Origin of the sequence: Pseudomonas sp. OTU750018, assembly GCF_011636575.1 — a bacterium.
GTDB classification, from domain to species: Bacteria; Pseudomonadota; Gammaproteobacteria; order Pseudomonadales; family Pseudomonadaceae; genus Aquipseudomonas; species Aquipseudomonas peli.
In genome coordinates, this window is the sequence record NZ_JAAPAU010000002.1 from 450934 (window position 1) to 476402 (window position 25469).

General features: G+C 62.3%; 21 protein-coding genes. 2 read left to right on the forward strand and 19 right to left on the reverse strand.

Annotated features, from left to right (window positions below; all coding sequences use genetic code 11):
- Positions 1 to 24: 24 nt before the first annotated feature.
- Genes HCI85_RS10890 through HCI85_RS10900 form a run of 3 tightly spaced genes read right to left on the reverse strand, consistent with a single transcriptional unit; the run spans position 25 to position 3886 of the window.
- On the reverse strand, positions 25 to 2019 hold the full coding sequence (locus tag HCI85_RS10890; RefSeq protein WP_167144723.1) for a transglutaminase TgpA family protein: 1995 nt from the start codon (positions 2017 to 2019) through the stop codon (positions 25 to 27).
- A complete protein-coding gene (locus HCI85_RS10895; RefSeq protein ID WP_167144724.1) occupies positions 2016 to 2972 on the reverse strand; it encodes a DUF58 domain-containing protein in 957 nt (318 codons plus the stop codon). The genes HCI85_RS10890 and HCI85_RS10895 overlap by 4 nt, the downstream gene beginning before the upstream one ends.
- Entirely contained in the window at positions 2969 to 3886 is a 918-nt protein-coding gene (locus tag HCI85_RS10900) for an AAA family ATPase (RefSeq protein WP_090253419.1), read from the reverse strand. Before HCI85_RS10900 ends, HCI85_RS10895 begins: the two co-directional genes overlap by 4 nt.
- A 169-nt stretch (positions 3887 to 4055) precedes the next feature.
- Here HCI85_RS10900 and HCI85_RS10905 point away from each other — a divergent pair, with 169 nt between their 5' ends.
- Positions 4056 to 6740 carry a cation-transporting P-type ATPase gene (locus tag HCI85_RS10905; protein WP_167144725.1) on the forward strand — a complete coding sequence of 895 codons (2685 nt, stop codon included), beginning with the start codon at positions 4056 to 4058 and terminating at the stop codon, positions 6738 to 6740.
- Here the strand turns inward: HCI85_RS10905 and HCI85_RS10910 are convergent.
- Together HCI85_RS10910 and HCI85_RS10915 are read right to left on the reverse strand one after the other, a co-directional pair.
- The gene (locus HCI85_RS10910) at positions 6737 to 7342 is read right to left on the reverse strand and encodes a flavin reductase family protein (protein ID WP_167144726.1); all 606 of its coding nucleotides are present in this window, start codon (positions 7340 to 7342) and stop codon (positions 6737 to 6739) included. The genes HCI85_RS10905 and HCI85_RS10910 overlap by 4 nt on opposite strands.
- The gene (locus HCI85_RS10915) at positions 7342 to 7620 is read right to left on the reverse strand and encodes a hypothetical protein (protein WP_090253413.1); all 279 of its coding nucleotides are present in this window, start codon (positions 7618 to 7620) and stop codon (positions 7342 to 7344) included. Before HCI85_RS10915 ends, HCI85_RS10910 begins: the two co-directional genes overlap by 1 nt.
- A 232-nt stretch (positions 7621 to 7852) precedes the next feature.
- On the opposite strand from HCI85_RS10915, the gene HCI85_RS10920 reads away from it, so the two are divergent.
- The gene (locus tag HCI85_RS10920; RefSeq protein ID WP_167144727.1) at positions 7853 to 8878 is read left to right on the forward strand and encodes a patatin-like phospholipase family protein; all 1026 of its coding nucleotides are present in this window, start codon (positions 7853 to 7855) and stop codon (positions 8876 to 8878) included.
- Here the strand turns inward: HCI85_RS10920 and HCI85_RS10925 are convergent.
- From HCI85_RS10925 to HCI85_RS10990, 14 genes are all read right to left on the reverse strand, one after another.
- A complete protein-coding gene (locus tag HCI85_RS10925; protein WP_167144728.1) occupies positions 8875 to 9567 on the reverse strand; it encodes a response regulator in 693 nt (230 codons plus the stop codon). The two genes, HCI85_RS10920 and HCI85_RS10925, sit on opposite strands and share 4 nt — an antisense overlap.
- 10 nt (positions 9568 to 9577) lie before the next feature.
- Complete coding sequence (locus tag HCI85_RS10930) at positions 9578 to 12232, reverse strand: sensor histidine kinase (protein ID WP_167144729.1); 2655 nt, start codon at positions 12230 to 12232, stop codon at positions 9578 to 9580.
- 5 nt (positions 12233 to 12237) lie between these two features.
- Positions 12238 to 12804 carry a potassium-transporting ATPase subunit KdpC gene (gene kdpC / locus HCI85_RS10935; protein ID WP_090253400.1) on the reverse strand — a complete coding sequence of 189 codons (567 nt, stop codon included), beginning with the start codon at positions 12802 to 12804 and terminating at the stop codon, positions 12238 to 12240.
- 74 nt (positions 12805 to 12878) lie between these two features.
- A complete protein-coding gene (gene kdpB / locus HCI85_RS10940) occupies positions 12879 to 14939 on the reverse strand; it encodes a potassium-transporting ATPase subunit KdpB (RefSeq protein ID WP_167144730.1) in 2061 nt (686 codons plus the stop codon).
- A gap of 12 nt (positions 14940 to 14951) precedes the next feature.
- Positions 14952 to 16652, reverse strand: coding sequence for a potassium-transporting ATPase subunit KdpA (gene kdpA, locus HCI85_RS10945; protein WP_167144731.1), 1701 nt, complete (start codon positions 16650 to 16652; stop codon positions 14952 to 14954).
- A gap of 8 nt (positions 16653 to 16660) precedes the next feature.
- Complete coding sequence (gene kdpF / locus HCI85_RS10950; RefSeq protein ID WP_090253391.1) at positions 16661 to 16750, reverse strand: K(+)-transporting ATPase subunit F; 90 nt, start codon at positions 16748 to 16750, stop codon at positions 16661 to 16663.
- Positions 16751 to 16958: 208 nt separating this feature from the next.
- Positions 16959 to 18503, reverse strand: coding sequence for a YdgA family protein (locus tag HCI85_RS10955; RefSeq protein WP_167144732.1), 1545 nt, complete (start codon positions 18501 to 18503; stop codon positions 16959 to 16961).
- A gap of 244 nt (positions 18504 to 18747) precedes the next feature.
- Positions 18748 to 19827 carry an AI-2E family transporter gene (locus tag HCI85_RS10960; RefSeq protein ID WP_167144733.1) on the reverse strand — a complete coding sequence of 360 codons (1080 nt, stop codon included), beginning with the start codon at positions 19825 to 19827 and terminating at the stop codon, positions 18748 to 18750.
- A gap of 90 nt (positions 19828 to 19917) precedes the next feature.
- Positions 19918 to 20730 (reverse strand): DUF4892 domain-containing protein, encoded by an 813-nt coding sequence (locus HCI85_RS10965; protein WP_167144734.1) that lies wholly within the window; start codon positions 20728 to 20730, stop codon positions 19918 to 19920.
- Complete coding sequence (locus tag HCI85_RS10970; protein WP_090253376.1) at positions 20727 to 21389, reverse strand: glutathione S-transferase family protein; 663 nt, start codon at positions 21387 to 21389, stop codon at positions 20727 to 20729. The genes HCI85_RS10965 and HCI85_RS10970 overlap by 4 nt, the downstream gene beginning before the upstream one ends.
- A gap of 51 nt (positions 21390 to 21440) precedes the next feature.
- On the reverse strand, positions 21441 to 22304 hold the full coding sequence (locus HCI85_RS10975) for an alpha/beta fold hydrolase (RefSeq protein ID WP_167144735.1): 864 nt from the start codon (positions 22302 to 22304) through the stop codon (positions 21441 to 21443).
- Positions 22301 to 23110, reverse strand: a complete 810-nt coding sequence (locus HCI85_RS10980) for an alpha/beta fold hydrolase (protein WP_167144736.1) — start codon at positions 23108 to 23110, stop codon at positions 22301 to 22303. The genes HCI85_RS10975 and HCI85_RS10980 overlap by 4 nt, the downstream gene beginning before the upstream one ends.
- A 146-nt stretch (positions 23111 to 23256) precedes the next feature.
- Complete coding sequence (locus HCI85_RS10985; RefSeq protein WP_167144737.1) at positions 23257 to 23703, reverse strand: hotdog fold thioesterase; 447 nt, start codon at positions 23701 to 23703, stop codon at positions 23257 to 23259.
- A 67-nt stretch (positions 23704 to 23770) separates the two neighbouring features.
- Positions 23771 to 25435 (reverse strand): AMP-binding protein, encoded by a 1665-nt coding sequence (locus tag HCI85_RS10990; RefSeq protein ID WP_167144738.1) that lies wholly within the window; start codon positions 25433 to 25435, stop codon positions 23771 to 23773.
- Positions 25436 to 25469 lie beyond the last annotated feature (34 nt).

Genomic DNA, 25469 nt, shown 5'->3' on the forward strand with positions numbered 1-25469 from the left:
CACAAGTGGCCAATGGTCGCGGTACTAAGGTTCCAGGCGAGTAAGCCGCCAAGGCAGCGCGCGCCTGAGGGCCTTCAGGTGCAGGCGTAACTGCAGGGTAGAGAGTTCTTGCCCGGCATAACGCTGCGCCTCGAAGGCCGCCGCAAAATCGCCAATCGCTTGCGCCTGGGCTGGCATCAGCTGGGATGCCCGCACGGCATAGTCGCGCGGTCCTTCGCCGGGTTTACGCGGCACGCCATGGCGCGCCAACAAACCCTCAAAACGACGGAATAGCCGCTGCTGCACATCACGTTCACGCTGCCATGGCTTGAACAGCCAAAGTGATAGCAAACCAAGCAGCAGCGCCCCACCACCGACCAGGCCGATCACCAGCGACTGGGCATCCACCCGCCCCAGCCAACGCTGAAGAAACTCCAGCTGCTGCTGACTCTGGTAGCCCAACACCCAGCGTTGCCAGCCGTAATTGATATTGTCCCAGGCCAACCGCAACTCATTCAGCCAACTGAGGTTGCGATAGCGCAACGGCGAGAAAGGCGAGTCTTCGAGAAAACTCTGCTCACCTGCCAGGGCCTCTTCCAGGCCCATGTCGATCCGCTCGGGCGCCACCTGGAAGGTCGGATCGACACTGACCCAGCCCCGTCCCTCCTGCCAGTACTCAACCCAGGCATGGGCATCAAACTGGCGCACCTGCACATAGTTACCCGCCGGGTTGTATTCGCCCCCCTGATAACCCGCCACCACCCGCGCCGGGATGCCCGCAGCGCGTAGCACGTAGGTCATAGCTCCGGCGTAATGCGCACAGAAGCCGCTGCGGGTTTCAAACAGGAAATCATCAATATTGTTCACCCCTAACGTTGGCGGAGTCAGGGTGTAAGCAAAGGGCTCGCGGTTGAAATGGCTAAGCAGTGCCTGCACCAACAATTCGGGCTGCGGATGCTCGCGCTTAAGCTGCTCAGCCCAAGCGCGGCTGCGTGGCTCGCCTTGATCCGGTAACTGCAGGGCGCGGCGCAGGGCTTCCTGAGACGGCTTAGGCTCGCGTAGCGCCTGCGGCCAGGAGGTGGCCTGATAGATCAGCGAGCGATCCACCGGCTGCCGACGCTGCAGACGGAAATCGCTCATCTGCCGAGTCTGCTCCAATGTGGTTTCCGCCACATCCAAGGCAAATAGCCAGCGCTGTGTACTCGGCTGCATCACGATGCTGTAACTCAGCGCCTCACCACGTTTCTGCCACTGCGCGCCAGGGCCAAACTCGGCGTAATTGGATTGCGACCAACGCCGCCCGTCGAAGCTATCCAGAGTCAGCGCACGCCAGTACAACTCACTGCGCGGCGGGGTTTCACCGTTGAAACTGGCGCGAAACGCCAGGGCAGCGGAGCGACTTAGATCGGCAATATCCGCCGGCGCCATGCTGTCCGACAGCCCGGTGGTGGCCTTGTCATTCGGCACCGGCAACGACCACAGCGGACCCATGCGCGGGAAGAACACAAACAGCAGCAGCATCACCGGCAGCGCCTGCAGCAGCAGTCCCCCGGCCAAGCGTGCGGTCGGCCAGGGCTGGGTGGCCAGGCTGCTCTGCTGCAAACCAATCAGCGCAGCGAGCAAGGCGGTAACCGGCAACAAGCTGTAGAACGCCATCAGCATGCTGTCATCGAATAGGTAGGCAGTGACCACAACAAAGAAGCCGAGAAAGATCAGCACCAATGCATCACGCCGCGTGCGCATCTCCAGCAGCTTGAGCACGAATGCCGCGATCAGCAGCACCACCCCGGCATCCAGACCGATCAGGCTGCCGCGGGAAAGAAACACCCCGAGCGCTGCGGCCAGCATCAAACCGCCCTTGGCCCAGGCATTCGGGTAGCGCGCACGCATGCGGAAAATTTGAATACGCCAGGCCGCACTGCCCAGCCACAGACCAATAATCCACAACGGTAAATGCATCAGATGCGGAAGGATCACCAGCACCTGCGCCACCAGCAGCCAGGTCAGGCTGATGCGCGGAATCGCAGTAACCCGGCTCATGCTGCACGCCCGAATAGCGCCAGAGCGCGCAAGCAGGCATCCCGGTGCAACTCGCCACTATCGGCGCCCAGCACCTGGCCTGGCAGGCTCAGGGCAAAGGGTTGCTGACGCTCGGACAGCTGCAGCACCCAATGGCAAAGCAGCGACAGACGGGTTTCGACATCACCGGCCAATGCATCGAAATCCAGGTACAGGTCACGCCCGGTGATCGAGGCAAAATCCTTGACCAGCAAACCCTGGCCACGGGAATAGGCTTTCCAGTGCAAGCGACGCTTCGAGTCGCCCGGCTGATAAGTCTTCAGCCCCTGATAATCATCCACGCCCTGACCGTGGGGCCGACTGCCCTCCTCGTCCTGATCCTCACTGGCGCCGGCGGACAGCGGCAGATCACCGGGCAAGGGACGCGGATAAACCAGTACGCGCTGATCCAGATCGACCCAGCTCCAGGCCACCAGAATCCCCAGGGGGAAACGGCTCTCGACCCGCAGACGACCGGGCCTTAGCCAACCGCGCTGCAACGCTGGCAGGTTTAGCTGGCATTCGCTCACGCCTTCGGCTGGCACATCCAGCGTCTGCAATTCGGCCGGTGGCCAACCCAGGCTGACGGCCTGATGAGGCCGCTGACTGCTTTCCAGGCGCACGCGAAAACCGGCTGGCTCGCCAACAAATACTGCCGGCGCACTGCCGGCCTTGAGGATCAACCCGGCCAGGTTGCGGTAGGTGTGCAGAATGGCGACTACAAACACCGAGGCCAGCAGGAAGGTCAGGCCATAGGCCAGGCTGTTCTGGTAATTGATCGCCGCCAGCAACATCAACAGCAGCGCCAGCATAAAGGCCGCGCCAACACGGCTGGGGATGATAAAGATCCGCCGCTGGTTCAGGCGTACGCTGCTGGCTGCCGGAATGCGCCGCGCCAGCCAGCGGTTCCAGCGCGGTCGGAGCTGGGCGATCAAAGCGCCGGCACCTCACGCAGCAACCACTGCACCAGGCTGCCGGCACCATGTCCGGCCGGGTCCGCCCGCTCACGCAGGCGATGGCCGACCACTGACGGCAGCACGGCCTGCACATCTTCTGGAATCACGTAATCTCGCCCGGCGAGGAAGGCCCAGGCTTTCGCAGCCGCAAGCAGCGCCAGGCTGGCCCGAGGCGACAGGCCCCAGGCGAATTGCGGCTGAGTACGGGTGGCATCGACCAGGCGCAACACGTAGTCGATCAATGCATCGCTGGCACGCACTTTCGGTACTTCGGCCTGCAGCAGAGCCAGTTCAGCGTGATCCAGCAGTGCCGGCAGCGTCGGCAACAGCGAACGCCGTGAGTCGCCCAGCAGCAGGGCCTTTTCCGCCGCCTTGCCTGGGTAGCCAAGCGATAGACGCATCAAAAAGCGATCCAGCTGCGACTCAGGCAAGGCGAAAGTGCCACCCTGACTGACCGGGTTCTGCGTGGCGATTACAAAGAACGGCTCAGGCAGCGGCCGAGTCGCACCTTCGATGGTCACCTGACCCTCCTCCATGGCTTCAAGCAGCGCACTCTGGCTTTTCGGCGTGGCGCGGTTGATCTCATCGGCCAGCACCAGCTCGGCGAAAATCGGCCCCGGATGGAAGATAAATTGCCCGGTGTCCTTGTCGAAAACTGAGGTGCCGAGGATGTCACCTGGCAGCAGGTCGGAGGTGAACTGTATGCGCTGAAAACTCAAGCCCAATACCTTGGCCAGGGCATGGCTGAGGGTGGTTTTGCCCATGCCGGGCAAGTCCTCGATCAGCAGATGGCCCTGGGCCAACAGGCAGGTCAGCGCCAGACGCACCTGCGGTTCCTTGCCCAGAAGCACGTGATTGACCGTCTGCAGCACAGTTTCCAGTTTGGCGCGCATGTATCACTCCTTTAAGACCGATTGACGATGCTACTGCGCCGCGTTGCCACGGCATAGCGGCTGGAAATCTTTACTGACGAACTTGTGAGCCATTCAATTGATCCAAGCTAACACCCACCTCGTTTGTGGTGTTTAGGCTAAAGACCCGAACAGCGCTGGAGCACATTGAATGCAAGCGCCATCAGGTCATGACTGGCACGCCCAGCCAGGGCAACAAGGCCTGCAGAACCTCAACAGCAGTGCCCAAGGTCTGGACAGTTCCGACGCCGCCCAACGCCTCAGCGAGCATGGTCCCAACCTGCTGCCACAACCACAGGCCAACGGGCCGTTTAAGCGCTTTGCGCTGCAGTTTCACAACCTGCTGATCTACGTCCTGCTCGGCGCTTGCCTGCTTACTCTCTTGCTGGGCGAGTGGCTCGACAGTACGGTGATCTTTGCCGTGGTGCTGATCAACGCCCTGGTCGGTTTTGTCCAGGAAGGCAAAGCCCAGCACGCCATGCTGGCGATTCAGCAGATGCTCAGCCTGGAAAGCCGGGTACGTCGTAACGGCCAGGTGCACAGCATTGCCGCCGAACAACTGGTGCCCGGCGACTGGGTGCTGCTGGAGGCCGGCGACCGCGTGCCTGCTGACCTGCGCCTGCTGGAGACCCGTGATCTGCGCATTGACGAGGCCGCGCTGACCGGTGAATCCCTACCCGTGGATAAACACCACGACGCCGTAGCCGCCTCGGCCAGCCTGGCCGACCGCCGCAGCATGGCCTATTCCGGCACACTGGTGAATGCCGGCAGCGCTGCGGGCGTGGTGGTGGCCACGGCCAAGCAGACCGAGCTGGGCAAGATCAGCCACATGCTGGAAAGCGTGGTCAGCCTGCAAACGCCGCTGCTGGTCGATATGGCTAAGTTTGCTCGCCACCTGACCCTGGGCATTCTTGCCCTGGCGCTGCTGACCTTTGCCTTTGGCGTGCTGCTGCGGGGGTACAGCGCAGAGGACATGCTGCTGGCCTCAGTCAGCCTGGCGGTGGCTGCAATTCCGGAAGGCCTGCCGGCGGTGCTGACGATCATCCTCGCCCTCGGCGTGCAGCGCATGGCCAAGCGCCGGGCGATCATTCGCCATCTGCCAGCGGTGGAAAGCCTCGGTGCGGTCACGGTGATCTGCTCGGACAAAACCGGCACCCTGACGCGCAACGAGATGACCGTGCAGCAAGTATTTACCGCCGCACATCATTACCGCGTCGAGGGCGTCGGCTATGCCCCGCAGGGCAGCATTCACTGCGATGACGGCCTGCTCTGCCAACTGGACGCCGCTGAAGACCTGCGCGAGCTGGCCCGTGCCGGCCTGCTGGCCAATAACGCCAGCCTGCGCAGCGGCGAGAACGGCTGGTGCATCACCGGCGACCCCACCGAAGCCGCGCTGCTGACCCTGGCTGGCAAGGTCGGTCTGGAGCTGCAGCATGAAGCGCGTAATCTGCCGCAGGTCGATGCCATCCCCTTCAGTTCCGAGCAACGCTGCACCGCCAGCCTGCACCATGATCATGCCCACCATGGCCTGATCTATATGATCGGCGCTCCGGAACGCCTGCTCGAAGCCTGCAACCGCCAATGGCGCGACGGCCATCCCGAACCGCTCGACCCACGCCACTGGCACCAGGCCCTAGACAGCGGCGCCCGCCAGGGGCTGCGCATGCTCGGCCTGGCCATTCGGCCGCTCGGCGAACCGCAGCAGAGTCTCGACTATCAGGACCTGGACGGCGATTACGTGCTGCTCGGTCTGGTCGGTATGCTCGATCCACCGCGCGAGGAAGCCATTGCCGCCATCGCCGACTGCCACAGCGCAGGTATCGCGGTAAAGATGATCACCGGCGACCATGCCGGCACCGCCAGCGCCATTGCCCAGCGCCTTGGCCTGGGGGATGGCAAACCGCTGACTGGGGCCGATCTCGACAGCCTCAGCGACAGCCAACTCGATCAGCTGATACCCACCACCAACGTGTTCGCCCGCACCAGCCCTGCGCACAAACTGCGCCTGGTTGAGCGCCTGCAAGCCTGCGGCGCGCGGGTGGCCATGACCGGCGACGGCGTCAACGACGCGCCGGCCCTGAAACGCGCAGACATCGGCATCGCCATGGGCATCAAGGGCACTGAGGCGGCCAAGGAAGCCGCGCAAATGGTATTGGCCGACGACAACTTCGCCACCATCGCCCATGCGGTCGAGGAAGGCCGCACGGTCTATGACAACCTGAAGAAGACCATCCTGTTTATCCTGCCCACCAATGGCGGCGAAGCGATGATCCTGCTGGCGGCCATCGCCCTGGGCCTGACCTTGCCGATCACTCCGCTGCAGATTCTCTGGATCAATATGATCACCGCCGTGACCCTGGCGCTGGCCCTGGCGTTTGAGCCGGCAGAAGCCGACCTGATGCGCCGCCCGCCACGCGATCCCAGGGTCAATCTGCTCAGCCGCCATCTGCTCTGGCGCGTGCTGTTTATCGGAGCGTTGATGACCCTGGCCAGCCTGGGCCTATTCCTCTACACCCAGACTCTTGGCTGGAGCCTTGAAAGCAGCCGCACCCTGGCGGTCAACGCAGTGGTTGCCGGCGAAATCGGCTACCTGTTCAGCAGCCGTCGCCTAGAAGGGTCGGCGAACTTCGGCCTACGCGATAATCCGATGATCTGGAGCATGATCGGCCTGTTGCTCAGCCTGCAACTGCTGCTCACCTACTGGCCGGCGATGCAGCAGGTCTTCGCCACTGCCGCCCTGCCAGCATATGCCTGGGGTTGGTGCCTGCTGGTAGCGCTGGGGGTATGCGTCTGTGTTGAAGCGGAGAAGTGGCTGTTGCGGCGGCAACGCCCCTAGGGGCGTTGCAACTCAAAGCGCTGCAAGGTGCGGGTATAACCACTGCCGCCGAGACGTCCAATCAGGTCGAGTTGCTGGCTGTCGATACGGCCCTGCTCATTGAGCACCGCATCGTCGATATGCGCCAACAGCACTTCGGCGAAGATCAGATGGCAATTGGGCTTATCCGCTGGGTAGGCCTGGATCTGCGCTACCCGGCATTCAAAGGCCACTGCCGCACCAGCTACCCGAGGCGGCGCCACCCGCTGCGATGGCAGGCTGGCGATACCGCACTGCTCGAACTCGCTGATGCCATAGGGCAGCACCGCCGCACTGGCATTCATCGCCTCGGCCTGGGCGAAGGACACCAGCTGAATCACCAGCTCGCCGCTGGCCTGCACATTCAGCAGCGTGTCCTTCAGTCCGCCATCCGCACGATGATTAATGTTGACCATCAGGGTCGGCGGGTCATCGCTGATCACCTGAAAAAAGCTGAACGGCGCCAGGTTGCTGACCCCTGCGTCCGATTGGCTGGAGACCCAGGCAATCGGTCGAGGCGTGATAGTCGAGGCCAACCAGCGGTAGCGTTCGAGCGGTTCAAGCGCGTTGAAATCCAGTTGCATCAGCGGCCAGCTCGCGACTCACGGATATAGAAACGGGCGCGCTCGGACTTCGCCGTACAGCCCTTGTAGCCCTCGAACTGCTGCTGGGTTTTCGCCGCAGTCAGCAGCGACACCGCCTTGGAATAACTCACCGTGCCGGCAAACCCTTCGGCCTTGGCCAGATCCAACTCGCGCCAGGCGGCGTCCAGCTGATTGGCGCAGCTGGTGCGATAGGCCGTTTTTCCCGCACAACCGCTTAGCACCAACAGCAACATGGGCAACACGATCAACAGTTTCATCTGGTAACTCCTGCAAAGAGACATACGTTTCACTCGGTATAAGGACACATCGCCAGACTCATTGCGATGCATCAATACAGCCAGTAAGACGTGCAAAACAGGCAAAAGTGCCAACGCCTCCAATTGCCGTCGCACTTAGGCCCGAATGCCGTGGATACTAGCAAATCGCGCCTTGGCGGCGCGCGGCACGGCGCGTATGTTCGCTGCATTAATAGTTACGAGGAACATCAGGATGAGTAAGCGCATTGCGCTGGTACTGGGCTCCGGTGGTGCGCGCGGTTATGCGCACATCGGCGTAATCGAGGAGCTGGAAGCCCGTGGCTATGAAATCGCCTGCATTGCCGGCTGCTCCATGGGCGCGGTAGTCGGCGGCATCTACGCCGCCGGCAAACTCAATGAATACCGCGAATGGACGCAGAGCCTGGATTATCTGGATGTGCTGCGCCTGCTCGATGTGAGCTTTCGCCTGGGGGCGATTCGCGGTGAAAAGGTCTTCGGCAAGATTCGCGAAATAGTCGGCGAGATCAACATCGAAGAACTGCCGATTCCTTTCACCGCCGTGGCCACCGACCTGACCAACCAGCAGGAAATCTGGTTCCAGGAAGGCTGCCTGCACCAGGCCATGCGCGCTTCAGCGGCAATTCCCAGCCTGTTCACCCCGGTGGTGCAAGGCAAACGCATGTTGGTCGATGGTGGCCTGCTCAACCCGCTGCCCATTGTCCCGGTGGTCTCCAGCCACTGCGACCTGATTATCGCGGTCAACCTCAACTCGACCAACCAGCAGCACTACGAGCTGCCGGTGATCGAACGCGCTCCCGCGCTCAAGGGCCGCTTCGATCTGCTGATGAGTTCCCTCGGCTCGCGCCTGCCCTCCTTCAAACGCAAACAGGGCGAGGACGACGAACTGCTTCTGCTGGAAGACCAGAGCCACGCCGTGCTGCCTGAAGCCATCAACCCCTGGCAACAGAACGTCCGTGGCAACCTGGACAAAGCGGCAGCACCTAAGTCTGCCAGCGGCTCACGGGTCGCCGACCTCAGCGGCCCAGCCTCATTGCTGGAGTTGATCAACCAGAGTTTCGAGGTGATGCAGACATCCTTGGCCCAGTACAAGATCGCCGGCTATCCGCCGGACATTCTGATCAACGTGCCCAAGCGCGTGTGCCGCTTCTTCGAGTTCTACAAGGCGCCGGAGCTGATCATGCTCGGCCGACAGATCGCCCGCGATACGCTAGATAAGTACGAACGCGGTGACCGTTAGGCTTCACGCAGGCGATAGCCAACACCTGCCTCAGTGACGATAAAACGCGGTGCGGTGGGGTCGTCGCCGAGTTTCTGCCGTAGGTGGCCGACCACCACGCGCAGGTAGTGGCTGTCCTCGCCGTGGGTCGGGCCCCAGATGTCCTTGAGCAGTTGCTGCTGAGTCACTACCCGGCCGATATGCCGCGCCAGTTGCGCCAGTACCGCATATTCCTTACGGGTCAGGCTGACTTCAACACCATCGAGGCTGACCCGGCGGTAGGCGAAATCCACCTGCAGCGGGCCGCTGCTGACCGCCGCGCTGGCCTGTTCCACACCGCCGGCCAGGCGCAGCAACACGCGCACGCGGGCGAGGAATTCCTGAATGCCGAACGGTTTGGTCACGTAGTCATTGGCGCCGCCATCCAGCGCCAGGACCTTTTCGCCCTCGCTGGCGCGCACCGACAGCACCAGTACCGGCACTTGCGACCAGGCGCGCAGCTCACGCAACACCTGTTGGCCGTCCATGTCCGGCAGGCCGAGGTCGAGCACCACCAGGTCCGGTTTACCCAGCGCGGCCTGGGCCAGGCCTTCCTGCCCCGTAGCGCCTTCCAGCACCTTGTAGCCCTGGGCCGTAAGGCTGATGCGCAGGAATTTGCGAATCTGCGCTTCGTCATCGATAACCAGAATGGTCGCGGGGTTTTGGCTCATCGGCTATCCATCACTGTTCTTCATCCATCTGCGGCTGGGTGTGCAACGGCAAGTGCAGGGTCAGGCTCGCGCCCAGGCCATCCAACCCTTCGCCCACCGTCACCCGGCCGCCATGGGCGCCAAGCATGCCCTGGCAGATCGCCAGGCCCAGACCAGTGCCCTGCCCGCCGCGATCACCACGGGCGGCGGTATAAAACATATCGAAAATCTTCGTGCGCTCATGCTCAGGAATACCCGGCCCCTGGTCACTGACAATAAAGCGCAGTTCCTCGGCATCCGCCTCGATGGCCACACGCAAACGCCCCTGGGGCGGGGAAAAACGCGCAGCATTCTCCAGCACATTGACTAACGCCTGCTCGATCAGCGCGGCATGCACATAGAGCAGCGGCAGCTGTTGCGGCACCTGTATTTCCAGCTGCAAAGCGGATAACACCGGGCGCAGGCGCTGCGTCGCACTGGCCACGATATCCGCCGGGGCCACCCAGTCACGCGCCAGCTTCAGCCCGCCATGGCCAAGACGGGTCATGTCCAGCAGGTTCTGGATATAGCGGTCGAGGCGCTCGGCCTCATCGCGGGTGCCCTCCAGCAGCTCGCGGCGATCCGCCAGGGGAATCTGCTCACCCAGCGCCAGCAGACTGTCGATTGAGCCGCGCATGGCGGTGAGCGGTGTGCGCAGGTCATGGGACACCGAGGCCAGCAGCGCGCTGCGCAGCTCCTCGGTCTGCCCGTGCAGGCGCGCGGCTTCCAGATCCTCCGCCAGCTGCGCGCGTTCCAGCGCCTGGGCCAGGGGCTGGCCCAGCGCCGTGAGCAGGCGCCGTCGCTCGGCAGGTAAGGCCCTGCCGTCCTTGGGGCTGATGCCGAGCAGCAGCAACGGCCCCTCTTCACCCGACAACGGCAACCACCACCAGCGCCCGTCCGGCAAGGTACCGGTGCCCAGTCCGGCGGGCTGATCGTGCTGCCAGGACCAGTCCGCCGCCGCCCGCTCCAGATCGGTGAGCAGGCGCTGCGCCCCCGCCTCCACCTTCCACAGCGCATCCGGACTACGCGACAGCAAGCTGACCTCGACGTCCTGCCACAGGCCCAGCTGCTGCATGGCCGCAGCCAGAACCGCCTGGCGGTCGGTGGCCGCTGTCAGTTTGCGCGACAGTTCCAGCAGTGCGCTGGTCTCTCGCTGCGTCTCACGCAGGGCCTGTAATTGCTGGCGCTGGCGGCTAGCCAGGTTACCGGTCAGCCCAGCCATAAGCAGAAAGAACAACAGGGTCAGCACGTCCTGCTGACGGTCGATGGTCAGGGTCAGGGTCGGCGGAATAAACAGAAAGTTGTACGCCAGAAACGACAGCCCCGCGCATGCCATGGCCGGGCCCAGGCTGCTGCGCACCGCCACCACCAATACCGCCGCCAGCAGAATCAGCGAGATATTCGGCAACGCCAGTACACGGGATAAACCCAGCGCAACGGCAGAGGCCAGCAGCGTCGCCAGCAAGGCCAGCAGATAGTCACGCCAGACTACAGGCTGGCGGCGCCGCGACAGGGCCGGAGTATGGCTTGCCTCGGTATCCAGCACGCTGATTTCCAGGCCCTGCCCCAGTTGCAGCAAACGCTCAGCCAGGCCCCGGCCGAGGTGCCAGATACGCCGCAGACGTTGTCGGCTGCGGCCGACCAGAATCAGGCTGGCGCGGCGTTCGCGGGCATGCTCGATCAGGGTTTTCGCCACCTCGCTGCCGCGCAGGCTGACCACCTCGCCGCCTAGGCGTTCGGCCAATTGCTGCGCGCCCTGCAAGTAACTCAAACGGGTTTCATCGCGCTCACCGCCGGTGTCCACATAAACCACCGACCAGGGCAGATGACGGCGCTCGGCCACCCGGCAAGCATGCCGCACCAGGCGCTCGGCCTGAGCATCGCCGTCAATGCCGACCAGCAAGCGGCCACGCAGCGCAGGCGCTTGCTGACCTTGCTGGCGGTAGCGTCGGCTGAGGTCCGCATCGACCCGCGCAGCAGCAGTCTGCATCGCCAGTTCACGCAACGCGGTGAGGTTGGTCTGGCTGAAAAATGCATCGATGGCGGCGCGCGCCTGTTCCGGCACATACACCTTGCCCTCACGCAGGCGCTCCAGCAGCTCGCGTGGCGGCAGGTCGATCAGCAGAATCTCGTCGGCTTCCTGCAACACCCAATCCGGCAGGGTTTCGCGCACCTGCACGCCGGTGATATCGCGCACCTGATCATTCAGCGCTTCGAGGTGCTGCACGTTGACCGTGGTGTACACGTCGATGCCGGCATCCAGCAGCTCCTGCACATCCTGCCAACGTTTGCTGTGGCGGCTGCCGGGGGCATTGCTGTGCGCCAGCTCATCGACCAGCAGCAGCTTTGGTGGCTTGGCCAGAATGCCGTCGAGGTCCATCTCGCTCAGCGCCACGCCACGGTATTCCAGACGCTGCTGCGGCTGTTGCGGCAAGCCGGTAAGCATCGCCTCGGTTTCCGCACGGCCGTGGGTTTCCACCACACCAACGCGCAGGTCGACGCCCTGGCGCAATTGCGCCTGCGCCGCCTGCAACATAGCGTAGGTCTTACCTACGCCGGGCGCCGCACCGAGGAAGACCTTTAGCCGGCCGCGCCCTTCTCGCGGCATCTCATCGAGCAGGGCATCGGCGCGTACGGCATCACTCATGCAAGTTACTCAGCTTTTGCGGGAGGCGAATTGTCGGCCAGCGCCAGGTTCAGCGCCAGCACATTGACCACTGCCGGCCCTACCAGTGGCTTTTCCACGTGCTGTTCGATCAGTCGTTCCAGGCTGGCCGCCGGGATGCCACGTGCTGCGGCGATTCGGGCGATCTGAAACTGCGCCGCTGCCGGCGACAGATGCGGATCGAGGCCACTGGCCGAGGTGGTCACCAGCTGCATGGGTACTGCGCCCTGACCTTCTGCCTGCAAGCGCTGGGCATCTGCGGCGATACGCTCGGCCAACGCCGGGTTGCTCGGTGCCAGGTTGCTGGCACCGCTGGCCACGGTGGCGTAACCACCGGCCGATAGACGCGGCTGAAACCACTGCGCGCCCTCGAAGGGTTGCGCCAATAAGGCGCTACCGAGCACATCGCCTTGTTGATTGTGCAACAGGCTGCCATTGGCCTGCGCCGGGAACGCCAGCTGCGCCACACCGGTAACGGTCAGGGGATAAACCACACCGGTGACCAGGGTCATAAAGGCCAGCACGCTAATGGCTGGGCGGATTTGTTTGAGCATGATGAATCTCCAGATTCTGTGTAGCCGGATGCAATCCGAGCCCGGAGTTCATCCGGGCTACGGATCGCAGTTGGTTAAACGAGGCCGACGGCCACCAACAGCAGATCAATCAGCTTGATCCCGACAAAGGGCGCCACCAGGCCGCCCAGGCCGTAGATCAACAGGTTGCGCCGCAGCAGGCTGGCAGCATCGGCGGCCTGTACACGCACCCCACGTAGGGCCAGCGGAATCAGCGCTACGATGATCAGCGCGTTGAACACGATGGCCGAGAGGATCGCGCTCTGCGGGCTGTGCAGCTGCATCAGGTTGAGCGCGCCAAGCTGCGGGTAGATGCCGGTAAACAGCGCCGGGAGGATGGCGAAGTACTTGGCCACATCGTTGGCCACCGAGAAGGTGGTCAGCGCGCCGCGGGTCACCAGCAGCTCCTTGCCCACCTGCACCACGTCGAGCAATTTGGTCGGATCACTGTCCAAGTCGACCAGATTCGCCGCCTCGCGCGCCGCCTGGGTGCCGTCGTTCATCGCCAGGCCCACATCGGCCTGGGCCAGCGCCGGTGCGTCGTTGGCACCGTCGCCGCACATCGCGACCATCTTGCCTTCGGCTTGCTCACTGCGGATGCGCTGCAGCTTCTTCTCCGGGGTGGCTTCAGCAATCACGTCATCGACGCCCGCTTCAGCGGCAATGGCGGCTGCGGTCAGCGGGTTGTCGCCAGTCACCATCACGGTGCGGATGCCCATGGCGCGCAGCTCGGCAAAGCGTTCGCGAATACCCGGCTTGACCACGTCCTTGAGATGAATGGCGCCGAGCAACTGACCGTCACCGGCTACCAGCAAGGGAGTGCCGCCACTCTGGGCGATCTTTTCGATTTCACGGGCCAATACCGGCGGCACGTCGCTGCGCTCGATGCTCAGATAAAGCAGCACCGCATCCACTGCACCCTTGCGATAGCTGTGACCGTTGTAGTCGGCGCCGGACAGACGCGTCTCGGCACTGAAGGCAATCGATTTGATCGCACTGCGCTCAGGCTCAACCATGGTATTCAGCGCACGCAGGTATTCGACAATCGACTTGCCTTCGGCGGTGTCATCCGCCAGCGAAGCCAGCAACGCTGCATCACTAAGCTGCTTGCCGGATACCCCCGGCGCTTTGTACAGCGCGCTGCAACGGCGGTTACCAAAGGTGATGGTGCCGGTCTTGTCGAGCAGCAGCACATGCACGTCCCCCGCCGCTTCCACCGCGCGGCCGGACTTGGCGATCACATTCAGGCGCACCAGACGGTCCATGCCAGCGATACCAATGGCCGAGAGCAGGCCGCCGATGGTGGTGGGAATCAGCGTCACCAGCAGCGCCACCAGGTACACCAGCGGCAGGTCGCCGTCGGCAAAACGAGCGAACGGCTGTAGCGTCGCCACCACCAGCAGGAAGATCAGGGTCAGGCCGATCAGCAGGATATCCAGCGCCACTTCGTTGGGCGTTTTCTGCCGTTTTGCACCTTCGACCAGGGCGATCATCCGGTCCAGGGTCGACTCGCCTGGATTGGCAGTGATCTGCACCAGCAACCAATCGGAGACCACTCGGGTGTTGCCGGTCACGGCCGAACGGTCGCCGCCGGACTCACGGATCACCGGCGCGGATTCGCCGGTGATCGCCGCTTCGTTGACTGCGGCGATACCTTCGACGACTTCGCCGTCACCAGGGATCAGTTCGCCGGCCTCAACCCGCACGATATCGCCCCGGCGCAGGCTGCTGGCCGCCACGGTCTCGAACTGCTGACCATTCTTGCGCCGCGCATTCAGACCCTGGCTGCCAGCCTTGAGGCTGTCTGCACGGGCCTTGCCACGACCTTCGGCAAGCGCTTCGGCGAAGTTGGCAAACAGCACGGTAAACCACAGCCACAGAGCGATCTGCACGGCCAGGCCGGTGGAGACCTGAGGGTTGGGGATAAAGCACAGCACGGTGGTGACCACGGCAGTCAGCTCGACCACCAGCATTACCGGTGAGCGCAGCAGCTGACGTGGATCAAGCTTGACGAAAGCCTGGCGCAGCGCCGGTTTCCACAGCGCAGCGAGCGAGGTTTTCGGGTGTTGCTGGGCGCTGTTCAGCGCCGGGCTTTTTACTTGAGTTTGGGCATTCATCATGGTTCTCCCTTAGAAGCCCTGGAACATGGTCATGTGCTCGGCAATCGGGCCGAGGGCCAGTGCGGGTAGGAAGGTCAGGCCGCCGACCAGCAGAATGGTCAGGGTCAGCAAGGTGACAAACAGCGGGCCGTGGGTCGGGAAGCTGTTGCTGCCCACCGGCGCGCGTTTCTTCGCCGCCAGGCTGCCGGCAATCGCCAGAATCGGCAGGATGTAGCCGAAACGACCGAGCAACATGGCCAGACCAATCATCAGATTGTGATACGGCGTGTTGGCACCAAAGCCGCCAAAGGCCGAACCGTTGTTGGCGGTACCCGAGGTGTAGGCATAGAGAATCTGGCTAAAGCCGTGTGCACCTGGGTTGCTCACCGAGGCCGCCGGGCCCGGCAGGCTGGCCGCCAGAGCGCCGAATACCAACACACCAATCGGCATCACCAGCAAGGTGGCCACCAGCAGGCGGACTTCGCGCGCTTCGAGCTTCTTGCCGAGGTATTCCGGGGTGCGGCCAATCATCAGACCGGCGAGAAATACCGCGATCAGCACAAACAGCAGCATGCCGTAGAGCCCCGCGCCAACGCCGCCGAAGATCACCTCGCCAAGCATCATGTTGAACATCGGGATCATCCCGCCCAGCGCGCTAAAGCTGTCGTGCATGGCGTTGACCGAGCCGTTGGAGGCGGCCGTGGTGGTCACTGCCCACAGCGCCGAGGCCGTGGTGCCGAAGCGGCTTTCCTTGCCTTCCAGCGAACCGCTTTGCTCAATCGGCAATGCGGCCAACGCAGGGTTCGGCTGATGCTCGGCATACAGCGTGCCACCCAGGCCGACGCTGAACAGAATCAGCATGCAGGCCAGCAACGCACGGCTCTGGCGCAGGTCTTTGACGTAATGGCCGAAGGTGAACAGCAGCGCAGCGGGGATCAGAATGATCGAGGCCACCTCGAATAGATTGCTCCAGGCCGTGGGGTTCTCGAACGGATGCGCCGAGTTGACGCCGAAGAAACCGCCGCCGTTGGTGCCCAGCTGCTTGATGGCAATCTGGCTGGCTGCTGGCCCAAGTGGCACAACCTGATCGGTGCCACCGATGGTGTGCGCGGTTACGTATTCGAGGAAGGTTTGTGGCACGCCCTGCCAAACCAGAAACAGCGCCAGCACCAGGCAGAACGGCAGCAGGCCGTAGAGCGTGGCGCGAGTCAGATCGACCCAGAAGTTGCCGACGCTATTGCTCGAACGCCGGGCGATGCCGCGGCAGAACACCACCAGCACGGCCAGACCGACAGCCGGGCTGACGAAGTTCTGCACGCCCAGGCCAACCATCTGGCTGAAATAGCTCATCTGCGCTTCGCCGCTATACGCCTGCCAGTTGGTATTGGTGACGAAACTCACGGCGGTGTTGAACGCCAGCGTCCACTCCAACCCCGGCAATTGCTGCGGGTTGAGCGGCAAACTGCCTTGCAGCATCAGGATGGCGAACAGCGTCAGCAGGCTGATCAGGGTGAAGGCCAGCAACGCCAGGCTGTAGGTTTTCCAGTCCTGCTCGCGGTTGCTATCGACACCGGCGATCCGGTAGCACAGCCGCTCGACCGGCTGCAGCACGGGGCTGAGCCAGGTTTTTTCGCCCTCCATCACCCGGTACAGGTAACGCCCGATAAAGGGCGCCGGCAGCAGAACCAGGACGAAGAACGCCAGGATCAAGGTGAAATCGTAACTGTGCATATGCGCTCCTACGCCTGATCAGCGCGCAACAGCGCAACCAGCAAATAAATGAATAGTCCCAAGGCCAGGCCCAGGGACACCCCGTCGAGAATGCTCATGTGTTTGCTCCTTATTGCGGTGGCTACCGCTTGGGGCAAATTGTCGGTAACCAGGGCGTAAAGGAACGAGTGCGGGCGATGCTGCCCGGCATAAAGAAAGCGTAAAGATCGCAGGCCGTGGACAAACAAAAACGGCCAGGCGCCCTGCTTTACAGGTCGTCTGGCCGTATGTGGCGCTCGCTACGCCTAGAGCGTAGCGCTGAAGGCGTTACTGAACGGGGCTTTGAGCCTCGCTGTCTTCCAGCAGCATTTCCTCGGCCGGGGTTTCAGGGGCCATGCCCGCCAAACCACCGCCACTGCTCATGGCCAGCGCGACGAACTGCTCCACAGTCATCTGCTTGCCATTGAAGGTCACCTGATCGTTGGCGTAATGCAGGCTGGAGCTGATGTCCTGCCCCTGCACCACTGCCAGTTCGCTGGCCACCGCCATGCCGCTGGCCATTTCACCGACCATCGCCGCCTGCTGGGCAATCGCTTCCTTGTCGGTTTCCCCGGCCAGAGTGGCCTGTACACCAATCACATCGGCAATCATCGCCTTGGACACCAGCAACTTGGCATCCAGTTGGGCGATCAACTGCTTGGCCAGTTCAGGCGCCGGCAGATCGAAGGACACCGGCTTGTCCAGGTCCAAGCCGAAGCTGAAGCTGCTCTCGCCATTGGCAGTCTTGAACGCCAGTTTTTCCAGAGCCAGGCCCGGTTTGCCGGCCAGCAGTTTTTCCAGATCAGTCTTGAATTGCGCAGTTTGCGCGTCGGTCAGCTCCGGCATACCGCTTTCAGTGTCGACCTTGCCGCTCTGCAGCAGTGTGCCGTACAACTCGATCATCGATTTCAGGGCGGCTGCATCAAGGTTTTTCACGGTCCAGAGCATCTGCGAAGAGCCGATGTCGGTACCTTGGTAGCTGACCATGCCAATGTCATAGCTGTAACGCGCGGACAGCTGCTGGTTGGCTTCGCTGGTTTCATCGCGCTGGACGAAATCCTTGAACAGGATGGGGGCGTTCTCGCCAACCTGCAGCTCGATCTGCTGCAAGCGCACCTCGTTCTGCCCCAGGTAGAAGTCGCTGACGCCCTTACGGGAATTACTGGTGAGGTCCATGTCCTTGAACTCAAGGCGCATGCTCTCATCGGTGGACAGGGTTGAAGTGACCTTGAAGCTGTCCATCACGCCATTGGCACTGATTGCCTCGACATCTGCACTGCTGTCGAAGTCAATTTGCAAGCCACTGAAATCAATCTGGGTCTGCTCATCCAGCGCCATCTGCAGGGGTTGCACGCGCAGGTTGCCGCTCATCGAACGGTCATAACCGAGGCTGACCTGGCCCTGCAGCGGCGCCCCACCTTGGCTACTGGCGAACCATTTTTCCAGCTCCGGGCTGCGCTCCAGGGCGTAATTGCTGGTGGCCATAACGGGTAGCAATTTGAGAGCTTGCAGCCGTGACAGCGGGAAAGGCCCGTGTTCAATGTGGTCAGTGACGAACCACTCGAAGTTGCTCGGCGATTCGCCATCCAGGCTGCCGGCAAACTGAATGCGGTAGCGCGCGTTGCTGCTGAACAGCTGGCGCTCCAGGGAAACCAGCTCAATGGTGGCGCTAAGGCCCAGGGCCGGCAGGGTTTTACCCATGTCCTCGTTGGCCTGTTTGATCGAGGTTTCCAACACGGCGGGGAGCTCCTGACCGGTGTACCAGGCTCCGGCGGTGCTCAGTACGCCTAGAACGACAACTGCGCCCAGGGCGCTGCCAACAATTTTCTTCATGGGGGATATCCTGCGTGTCCGTTATGGGGTGGGGCTTCCCTGCTACCGCGTCAATCACTGCACGGCAGTGTGGCGGTTTGAGGCGCGACGTCGGGCATGCGCACAACGCCTGGCTGCGCAAGCCAAGGCGTGGTCGCGAAGCGCCGCAAGGCTACCACCCCGGCTACAGGCGACCAAGGCGCCGCCGCGGAAATTTAGCGAAAATGCCAACCGGCTCGAACAGCTGTGCAGCCGTAATGAACACTCAGCTGTCTGTCTTCTCGGGCGATTCAACGCTGCTGACCGTGGTGTTGACGACAGGGCTACCGACCCAATCACTGAGCAGGCTGTAAGCCACGGCCAGCAATGTTGGGCCAAGGAACAGGCCCATAAAGCCGAACGCCAGAATGCCGCCAAACACCCCGAGCAGCACCACGATCAGCGGCAAGTTGCCGCCACGGCTGATCAGGTACGGCTTAAGGATGTTGTCGACGCCGCTGATCACAAAGAAGCCCCAAACCAGCAGGAAGAACCCCATGCCGACTTCGCCCTGCCAGAACAGCCAGGCCACCGCCGGCCCCCAGATCAACGGAGGAATCATGATCAGACTGAAGCCGAAGGTCATGATGCCAAGCACCAACGCCCCAGGCACGCCAGCGATGGTGAAACCGATAAAGGCCAGGATGGCCTGCGCTGCGGCAGTACCGATCACCCCATTGACCACCCGCTGCACGGTACCAGCCACCAGTTCCAGATAATGCTCAGCGCGATCACCGATCAAGCGCTGTAACAGGCTTTCGGCAAACGCCGCCAGACGCGGCCCATCGCGGTAGAAAAAGAACACCAGAATCAGGCTCAGAGCCAGTTCCACCATACCGCCACCGATCTGCGCACTACGCGCCAGCAGCCAGTTACCGACTTGCCCCAGGTACGGCCGCACAGTGGCGAAAAACGCCGCGCCCTGCTGGTCGATGGTCATCCAGAAGCCCACCAGGCGCTCCCCCACCAGCGGCACGCCAGCCAACCAGGCGGGAGCTGGCGGCAGCCCTTCGACCTGGAAATCCTTGAGCAGCGCGGTGACATCCTTGATGTGATCCGCCAGGTTGAAGCCCAGCATCACTAAAGGCACGGCCACCACGACGGTCCAAGCCAGGGTCAACAACCCCGCCGCCAATGCCTGACGACCATTGAGCAGGTGCGTCAGCACGCGCATCACCGGCCAGCTGGCAAACGACAACACCGCAGCCCAGAACAGCGCCGACCAAAACGGTGCCAACACCAACAGGCTGGCGCCCAGCAAGACCAACAGCAGTATCTGCACCAGCAAACGATCGTTATTGGCCATCCAAACAGCTCCCTGCACAACGCAAAAGGCTCTGCCTGGAAGGGCAGAGCCGGATCAATTCATAACGACAAGAGTACCGGGCGGAGCGTCTTAGCGCAGCACGTTGAGTTGTACGCCGCTGACATCTGCGTCACCCAGCTCCAGACGGCTGGCGCGCACCCGTTGCTCAACCAGGGCATCGCGCCAGGCTTCGGCTAGGGCGCCGCTGATGGTGACACGCAAGGTGCTGTCGAGCTTAAGGCTACGTGCCAGCAGTTCAATCCAGGCAGCGCTGGGTTCAACCTGCTTGGCCAGGCGCAGTTCACCGGTGCTTTTCAGCTGCCGCTGCAGGGTGGCTGGGGTCGGCAACACTTCGCCCAACGGCGCATTGGCCGTGAGCAACTCGGCATGCAGGTAGGCGCGCTTGTTACCACGGGTGATGCTGTACAGCCCCACCAGGCTGTCCTGACGTGGCTCAGCGAGACGCAGCAATGCGTACGTTTGCTGGTCATCCGAACCGGTCAGGGTAGCGTTATTGAATACCGCGTTAGCCCATAGACTGCTGGAGCCGCATTCACGACCCACGCACCAGTAAAGCAACTCGGCGTCCTGGGCTTGTAAATCACTGCGGGCCTTGGCAAACACCTCATTGGCCGTATGGGTGCGCGGCAGTTCATAAGTCACGGCGGTCAACTGGCCCTGAGTAGCTACTTCGCGCTCATACCGCAAGGTGCCACTGATGCGCCGAATCGCCCCTTGCGGGTAGATACGCTCCTGTTCGGCAACATCCTTGAAGCTGACAATCTTGCTCCCGGCAAAACGCGGCAGCACGTCGAGGTCCTGACTACCTGCAACATCGGCCCGGACAACGGCAGTAGCCAGCAACAGGCTGATGCCGAGGCCATAAATACTGAGACGGCTCATTTGATCAACATCGACTGGGCCGCTTTGACGATTTTCGCGCCGTCCTCTTCGCGCTGCGGCACCAGCAAACCACGCTGTACCGCAGGACGCTCAGCCAGCTCAGCCATCCAGCGCTGCAGATGCTCAAGGCCGTCAACAGAGACGCCGGCCCAGTCATGAATACGCACCCATGGGTAGGTGGCAATGTCGGCAATGCTGTAGTCATCGGCCAGGTACTGCGACTCGCTCAGGCGCGTATCGAGCACTTCATACAGACGACGGGTTTCGCGCTGGTATCGGTCAATCGGCCCCTGCAGCTTCTCCGGGAAATAGCGGAAGAACACGTTGGCCTGACCTTGCATCGGGCCAACCCCGCCCATCTGGAACATCAGCCACTGGATTACCCGCGAGCGGCCCTTGGCGTCGCTGGGCAGCAGCTGGCCGGTTTTCTCGGCGAGATACAGCAGAATGGCGCCGGACTCGAATACCGCGAAGTCATCATTAGCGCGGTCGACAATCGCCGGAATACGGCCATTGGGATTGATCTTGAGAAAAGCCGCAGTCTTCTGTTCCTGCTTATCGAAACTCAAAGCCTGCACGGTGTAAGGCAGCTGTAACTCTTCCAGTGCGATGGACGCTTTATGGCCGTTGGGGGTGGCGGCGGTATACAGGTCGATCATGCGAATCTCCGTGGGTATCCCCCACACCTTTCCCCAGTTGCCTTTAGCAAGTCAAGGCGCGCCCAGGAAAGCTTTGAAACAGTCTGCTACTAAACCCGCGCCCACGTCGTCATCCAGGTGCAGGTGATGGCCGCCAGGCAGCTGCGCCACCTCGATGGCCAGGCCCTCGACCAGCTGAGTAATACTCGGCTGCGCGAGCAACATGCCTTGCTGCGCCATCACCAGTTTGGCCGGACACTGCAGGCTACGTGCAAACGCCAGGGCATGGGCGTGGGTCAGACGCAGTGGCGACGGCAGTGTCAGGCGGCTGTCAGTGCGCCAGGTGTAACCGCCAGGCACCGGCATCAGGCCGCGCTTGGCGAGCAATTCTGCGGCCTCACGACTGACCGCCCCTACCCCGCGCATGCGCGCTTGCACAGCCCGGTCAAACTCGGCATATACCGGCTTGCTCTTGCCGGCCAGGGCCAGCTGCGCCTTGAGCGCTTCGCCGAGTTTCTGCGGCGCCGTGTCCGGCTCACCGGTGTAGGGAATCAGCCCGTCGATCAGTGCCAGGCGTTCGATTCGCTCCGGCATCGCCCCGGCCAATAGCACCGAGACAATTGCGCCCATGGAATGTCCGAGCAGGGAAAAGCGCTGCCAGCCGAACTGCTCGGCGACCTGCAGCACATCGTGGGCATAGTCCCAGATGGCGTAACTGCCGCCTGGCGGGCGGTGATCGGAATGACCGTGGCCGGCAAAATCCAGGGCCACAATACGCAACCCTGGCAACAGCGGAGCCAGGCGGGAAAAACTGGCGGCATTGTCCAACCACCCATGCAGGGCAATCACCGGTATACCGTCTTCCGGGCCATACAGATGGGCGGCCAGTTCGATATGCGGCAACCGTAGGCGGACTTCTTCGAAATGCAGGCTCATGCGTGTTGCTCACTGACAGGTTGACCGTCCCAACGCTGGAACAGCTTTTTTAGCAATTCGGCAGTATCTTGCGGACGTTCCAGGGGAAACATATGCCCACCGGGCAGCGTCAGGTACTCACCATTGGGAACACGGCGTACCAAGTGGGCATGATGCGGCATCACCACCCGGCTGTGCCGACCGCGCACCATGGCCAGCGGCACCTTCAGCTGCTGCGGCCGTCCTGGGCTGGTGTGCGGCACGCTGCGGTAGATACTGATTTCCGTGGCGGGATCAAACCGCAGGCGCAGGCTATTACCCGAGGCCTGCAGGCCATGCTGCACATAGGCGTCCAGGCACTCAGGATCGAAGCGACGGAATAGCCCTTTGCCTGCGAAATATCCGCGAGCCTCGGCCAGGTCAATAAACTCTTCACGCCGCCCCAGGGTACGTCCGGCCGGGGTGATGCGGTCGATAAAGCCAAAGCGTTTGGCCGCGCGAATCACCATCTTGTCTGCCAGGGTCAGGACTGGCGAATCAAGCATCACCACTCCACGGTAAAGCTCGGGGCGTAGCAACGCGGCGTGATAATGCAGCACGCCGCCCAGCGAATGCCCCACCCCCCAGACCGGCTGCTGGTTAGCCTCAAGGTGATGGATCAGTTCATCAACCAGATTGCTCCAGTTGTCGTTCACCGGAAAACGCGGGTCATGCCCATGTTGCTCCAGGTGCTGCACCGAATAGTCAGGCGCCAGTGCGGCAAACAGCTTGCCGTAGGTAGCCGAGGGAAAGCCGTTGGCATGGGCGAAGAACACGGACTGGGTCATGGCGGCGGGCTTATCTGGAAAGTTGCCGATGATTGTCCGGCAGTGTTTGAGATGCAGCAATGACAAAACGGCCAGTGAATGACGGCACTATAGTCAAAGCTGATGGGAGGCCTGCCAGCCGGAGCGGCAGTGGCGGACTTTACGGATTAACGCAGCGCAGGGCCATTCTCCCCCAGCGGCACAATGGCCATGGTCAGCCGGGAAATGCAGCTGGCCTTGCCATCCTCACCCGTCAAACGGATGTCCCAGACATGGGTGGTACGCCCTAGGTGCACCGGCCGAGCTACCGCGGTGACCCGGCCGCTGCGCACGCCACGCAGGTGGTTGGCGTTCACTTCCAGGCCTACGCAGTAAAACTTGCTGCTGTCGATGCACAGGTGGCTGGCGGTAGAACCGAGGGTTTCCGCCAGCACCACGGAGGCGCCGCCATGCAGCAGGCCGTAGGGTTGGTGGGTGCGTGCATCGACCACCATGCTGGCGGTCAAAGACTCGTCATCGAAGGCATCGAAACGGATATCAAGTTGCTCACCAATGGTGTTCTTCAGAAAGCCATTGAGCTGAGCTAGGTTCGGAGTTTGCTGCCAGAGGGCCATAGTCAGTCCTTTAGGGTCGATTCAGCCAGAACGTGGCCGGCATGATGCATGCCGGCCACACACCTGATCACTCGTGCCAGAGCACCGCTTCACTGCGTTCGGTCCATTCACTGAAGCGCCCGCCATACGTTCCCTCGACCACTGCGCGCTTGATTTTCAGAGTTGGCGTGAGGAAGCCGTTCTCAACCGCCCAGACCTCCTTGACCAACACCAGACGTTGCAGGCGCTCATGCTTGTCGAGGCTTTGGTTAACGTCCTCCAACAACTTCTTCAAACTACTCTCCAACTCGCCACGCCCGCTGGAAGCCTCACTGCGCCCCACATCGGACAGCACGCAAAGTGCCATGGGTTGTGGCATGCCATCGCCCACCACGCACACCTGTTCAATGCGTGAGTGCTCGCCGAGCAGGTTCTCAATCGGCGCTGGGGCAACGTACTTGCCTTTGCTGGTCTTGAAGATTTCCTTGATCCGACCGGTCAGGCGCAGATTGCCTTCGCTGTCCTGCTCGCCTTTGTCACCGGTGCGCAGGAAGCCATCGGGCGTGATGGTTTCTGCGGTTTTCTCAGGATCCTTGTAATAACCCTGCATGGTCGCACCGCTGCGTACCTGCACCTCGCCATCCTCGGCGATGCGCACTTCGACGCCAGGGCTGTTCTGACCGATCCAGCCCTGCTTGAACTTGCCCGGCCGGCACACATGGGAGTAACCGCAGTTCTCGGTCATGCCGTACACCTCCAGCACATCCAAGCCCAGGCGCTTGTACCAGTTGAGCAGCGCTTCGGGCACCGGCGCGGCGCCAGACAGCGCATAACGCACAGCATCCAGGCCCAGACCAACCAGCACTTTCTTGCCCACAATGCGGCCGATGATGGGCAGCTTGAGCAGGAAATCCAGCTTCTCGGCTGGCATCTTGCTGTAGACGCCCATCTGGAATTTGGTCCAGATACGCGGCACGCCGAACATCACCGTCGGCCGGGCGCGCTTGAGGTCTTCAAGGAAGGTTTCCAGGCTCTCGGCAAAGAAGATTGTCTGCCCAGCGTAAATGGATGCCAGCTCGACAAACATGCGCTCGGCCACATGGCACAGCGGCAGGTAGGACAGCACACGGTCATTCTCGCCAACGCCAAACAGCTCAGTGGCGTGGCTGGCGGCAAAGCCGAAATTGCTGAAGTGATGCATCACCCCTTTCGGCGTGCCAGTGGTGCCGGAGGTGTAGATGATGGTGGCGAGCTGATCGGCAGCCGCCTTGGGGTTGTCCTGAATCGGCGTGCAGGCCTGCAGGTCATCCCAGGTAAAGCTGAACTCGCCCTGCGGACGCAATGGCAGGCCGATGGTTGGCACATCCTGCGGCACACCGGGAGCCATTGCTGGCCAATCATCCAGCTTGCCGACGAACACCAGCGCCGCCTCTGAGTGGCGCAGCACCTGGCCTACCGACTCGGCGTTGAGATTGGGATAGAGCGGCACCGAGACGTGCCCAGCCATCCAGATCGCCAGATCGGTGACGATCCAGTGCGCACAGTTCTTGGAAATGATCGCAATGCGGCTGCCCTGCGGCAGTTCGCGGCTACGCAGCCAGTTGGCCGCACGGCGCGCCTGCTCGCCGACGTCGGCCCAGCTCAGTTCCTGCAGCTGACCGCCCGGCAGCGGCTGCACCATGTAGCGTTTATTCGGGTGCCGAGCCTCGCGCTCATAAAACACCTCAAGCGGCAAACGGATTGCATCAGCCACAGGGCTTCCTCCTTTGTTGTTTTTGTGGAGCCAA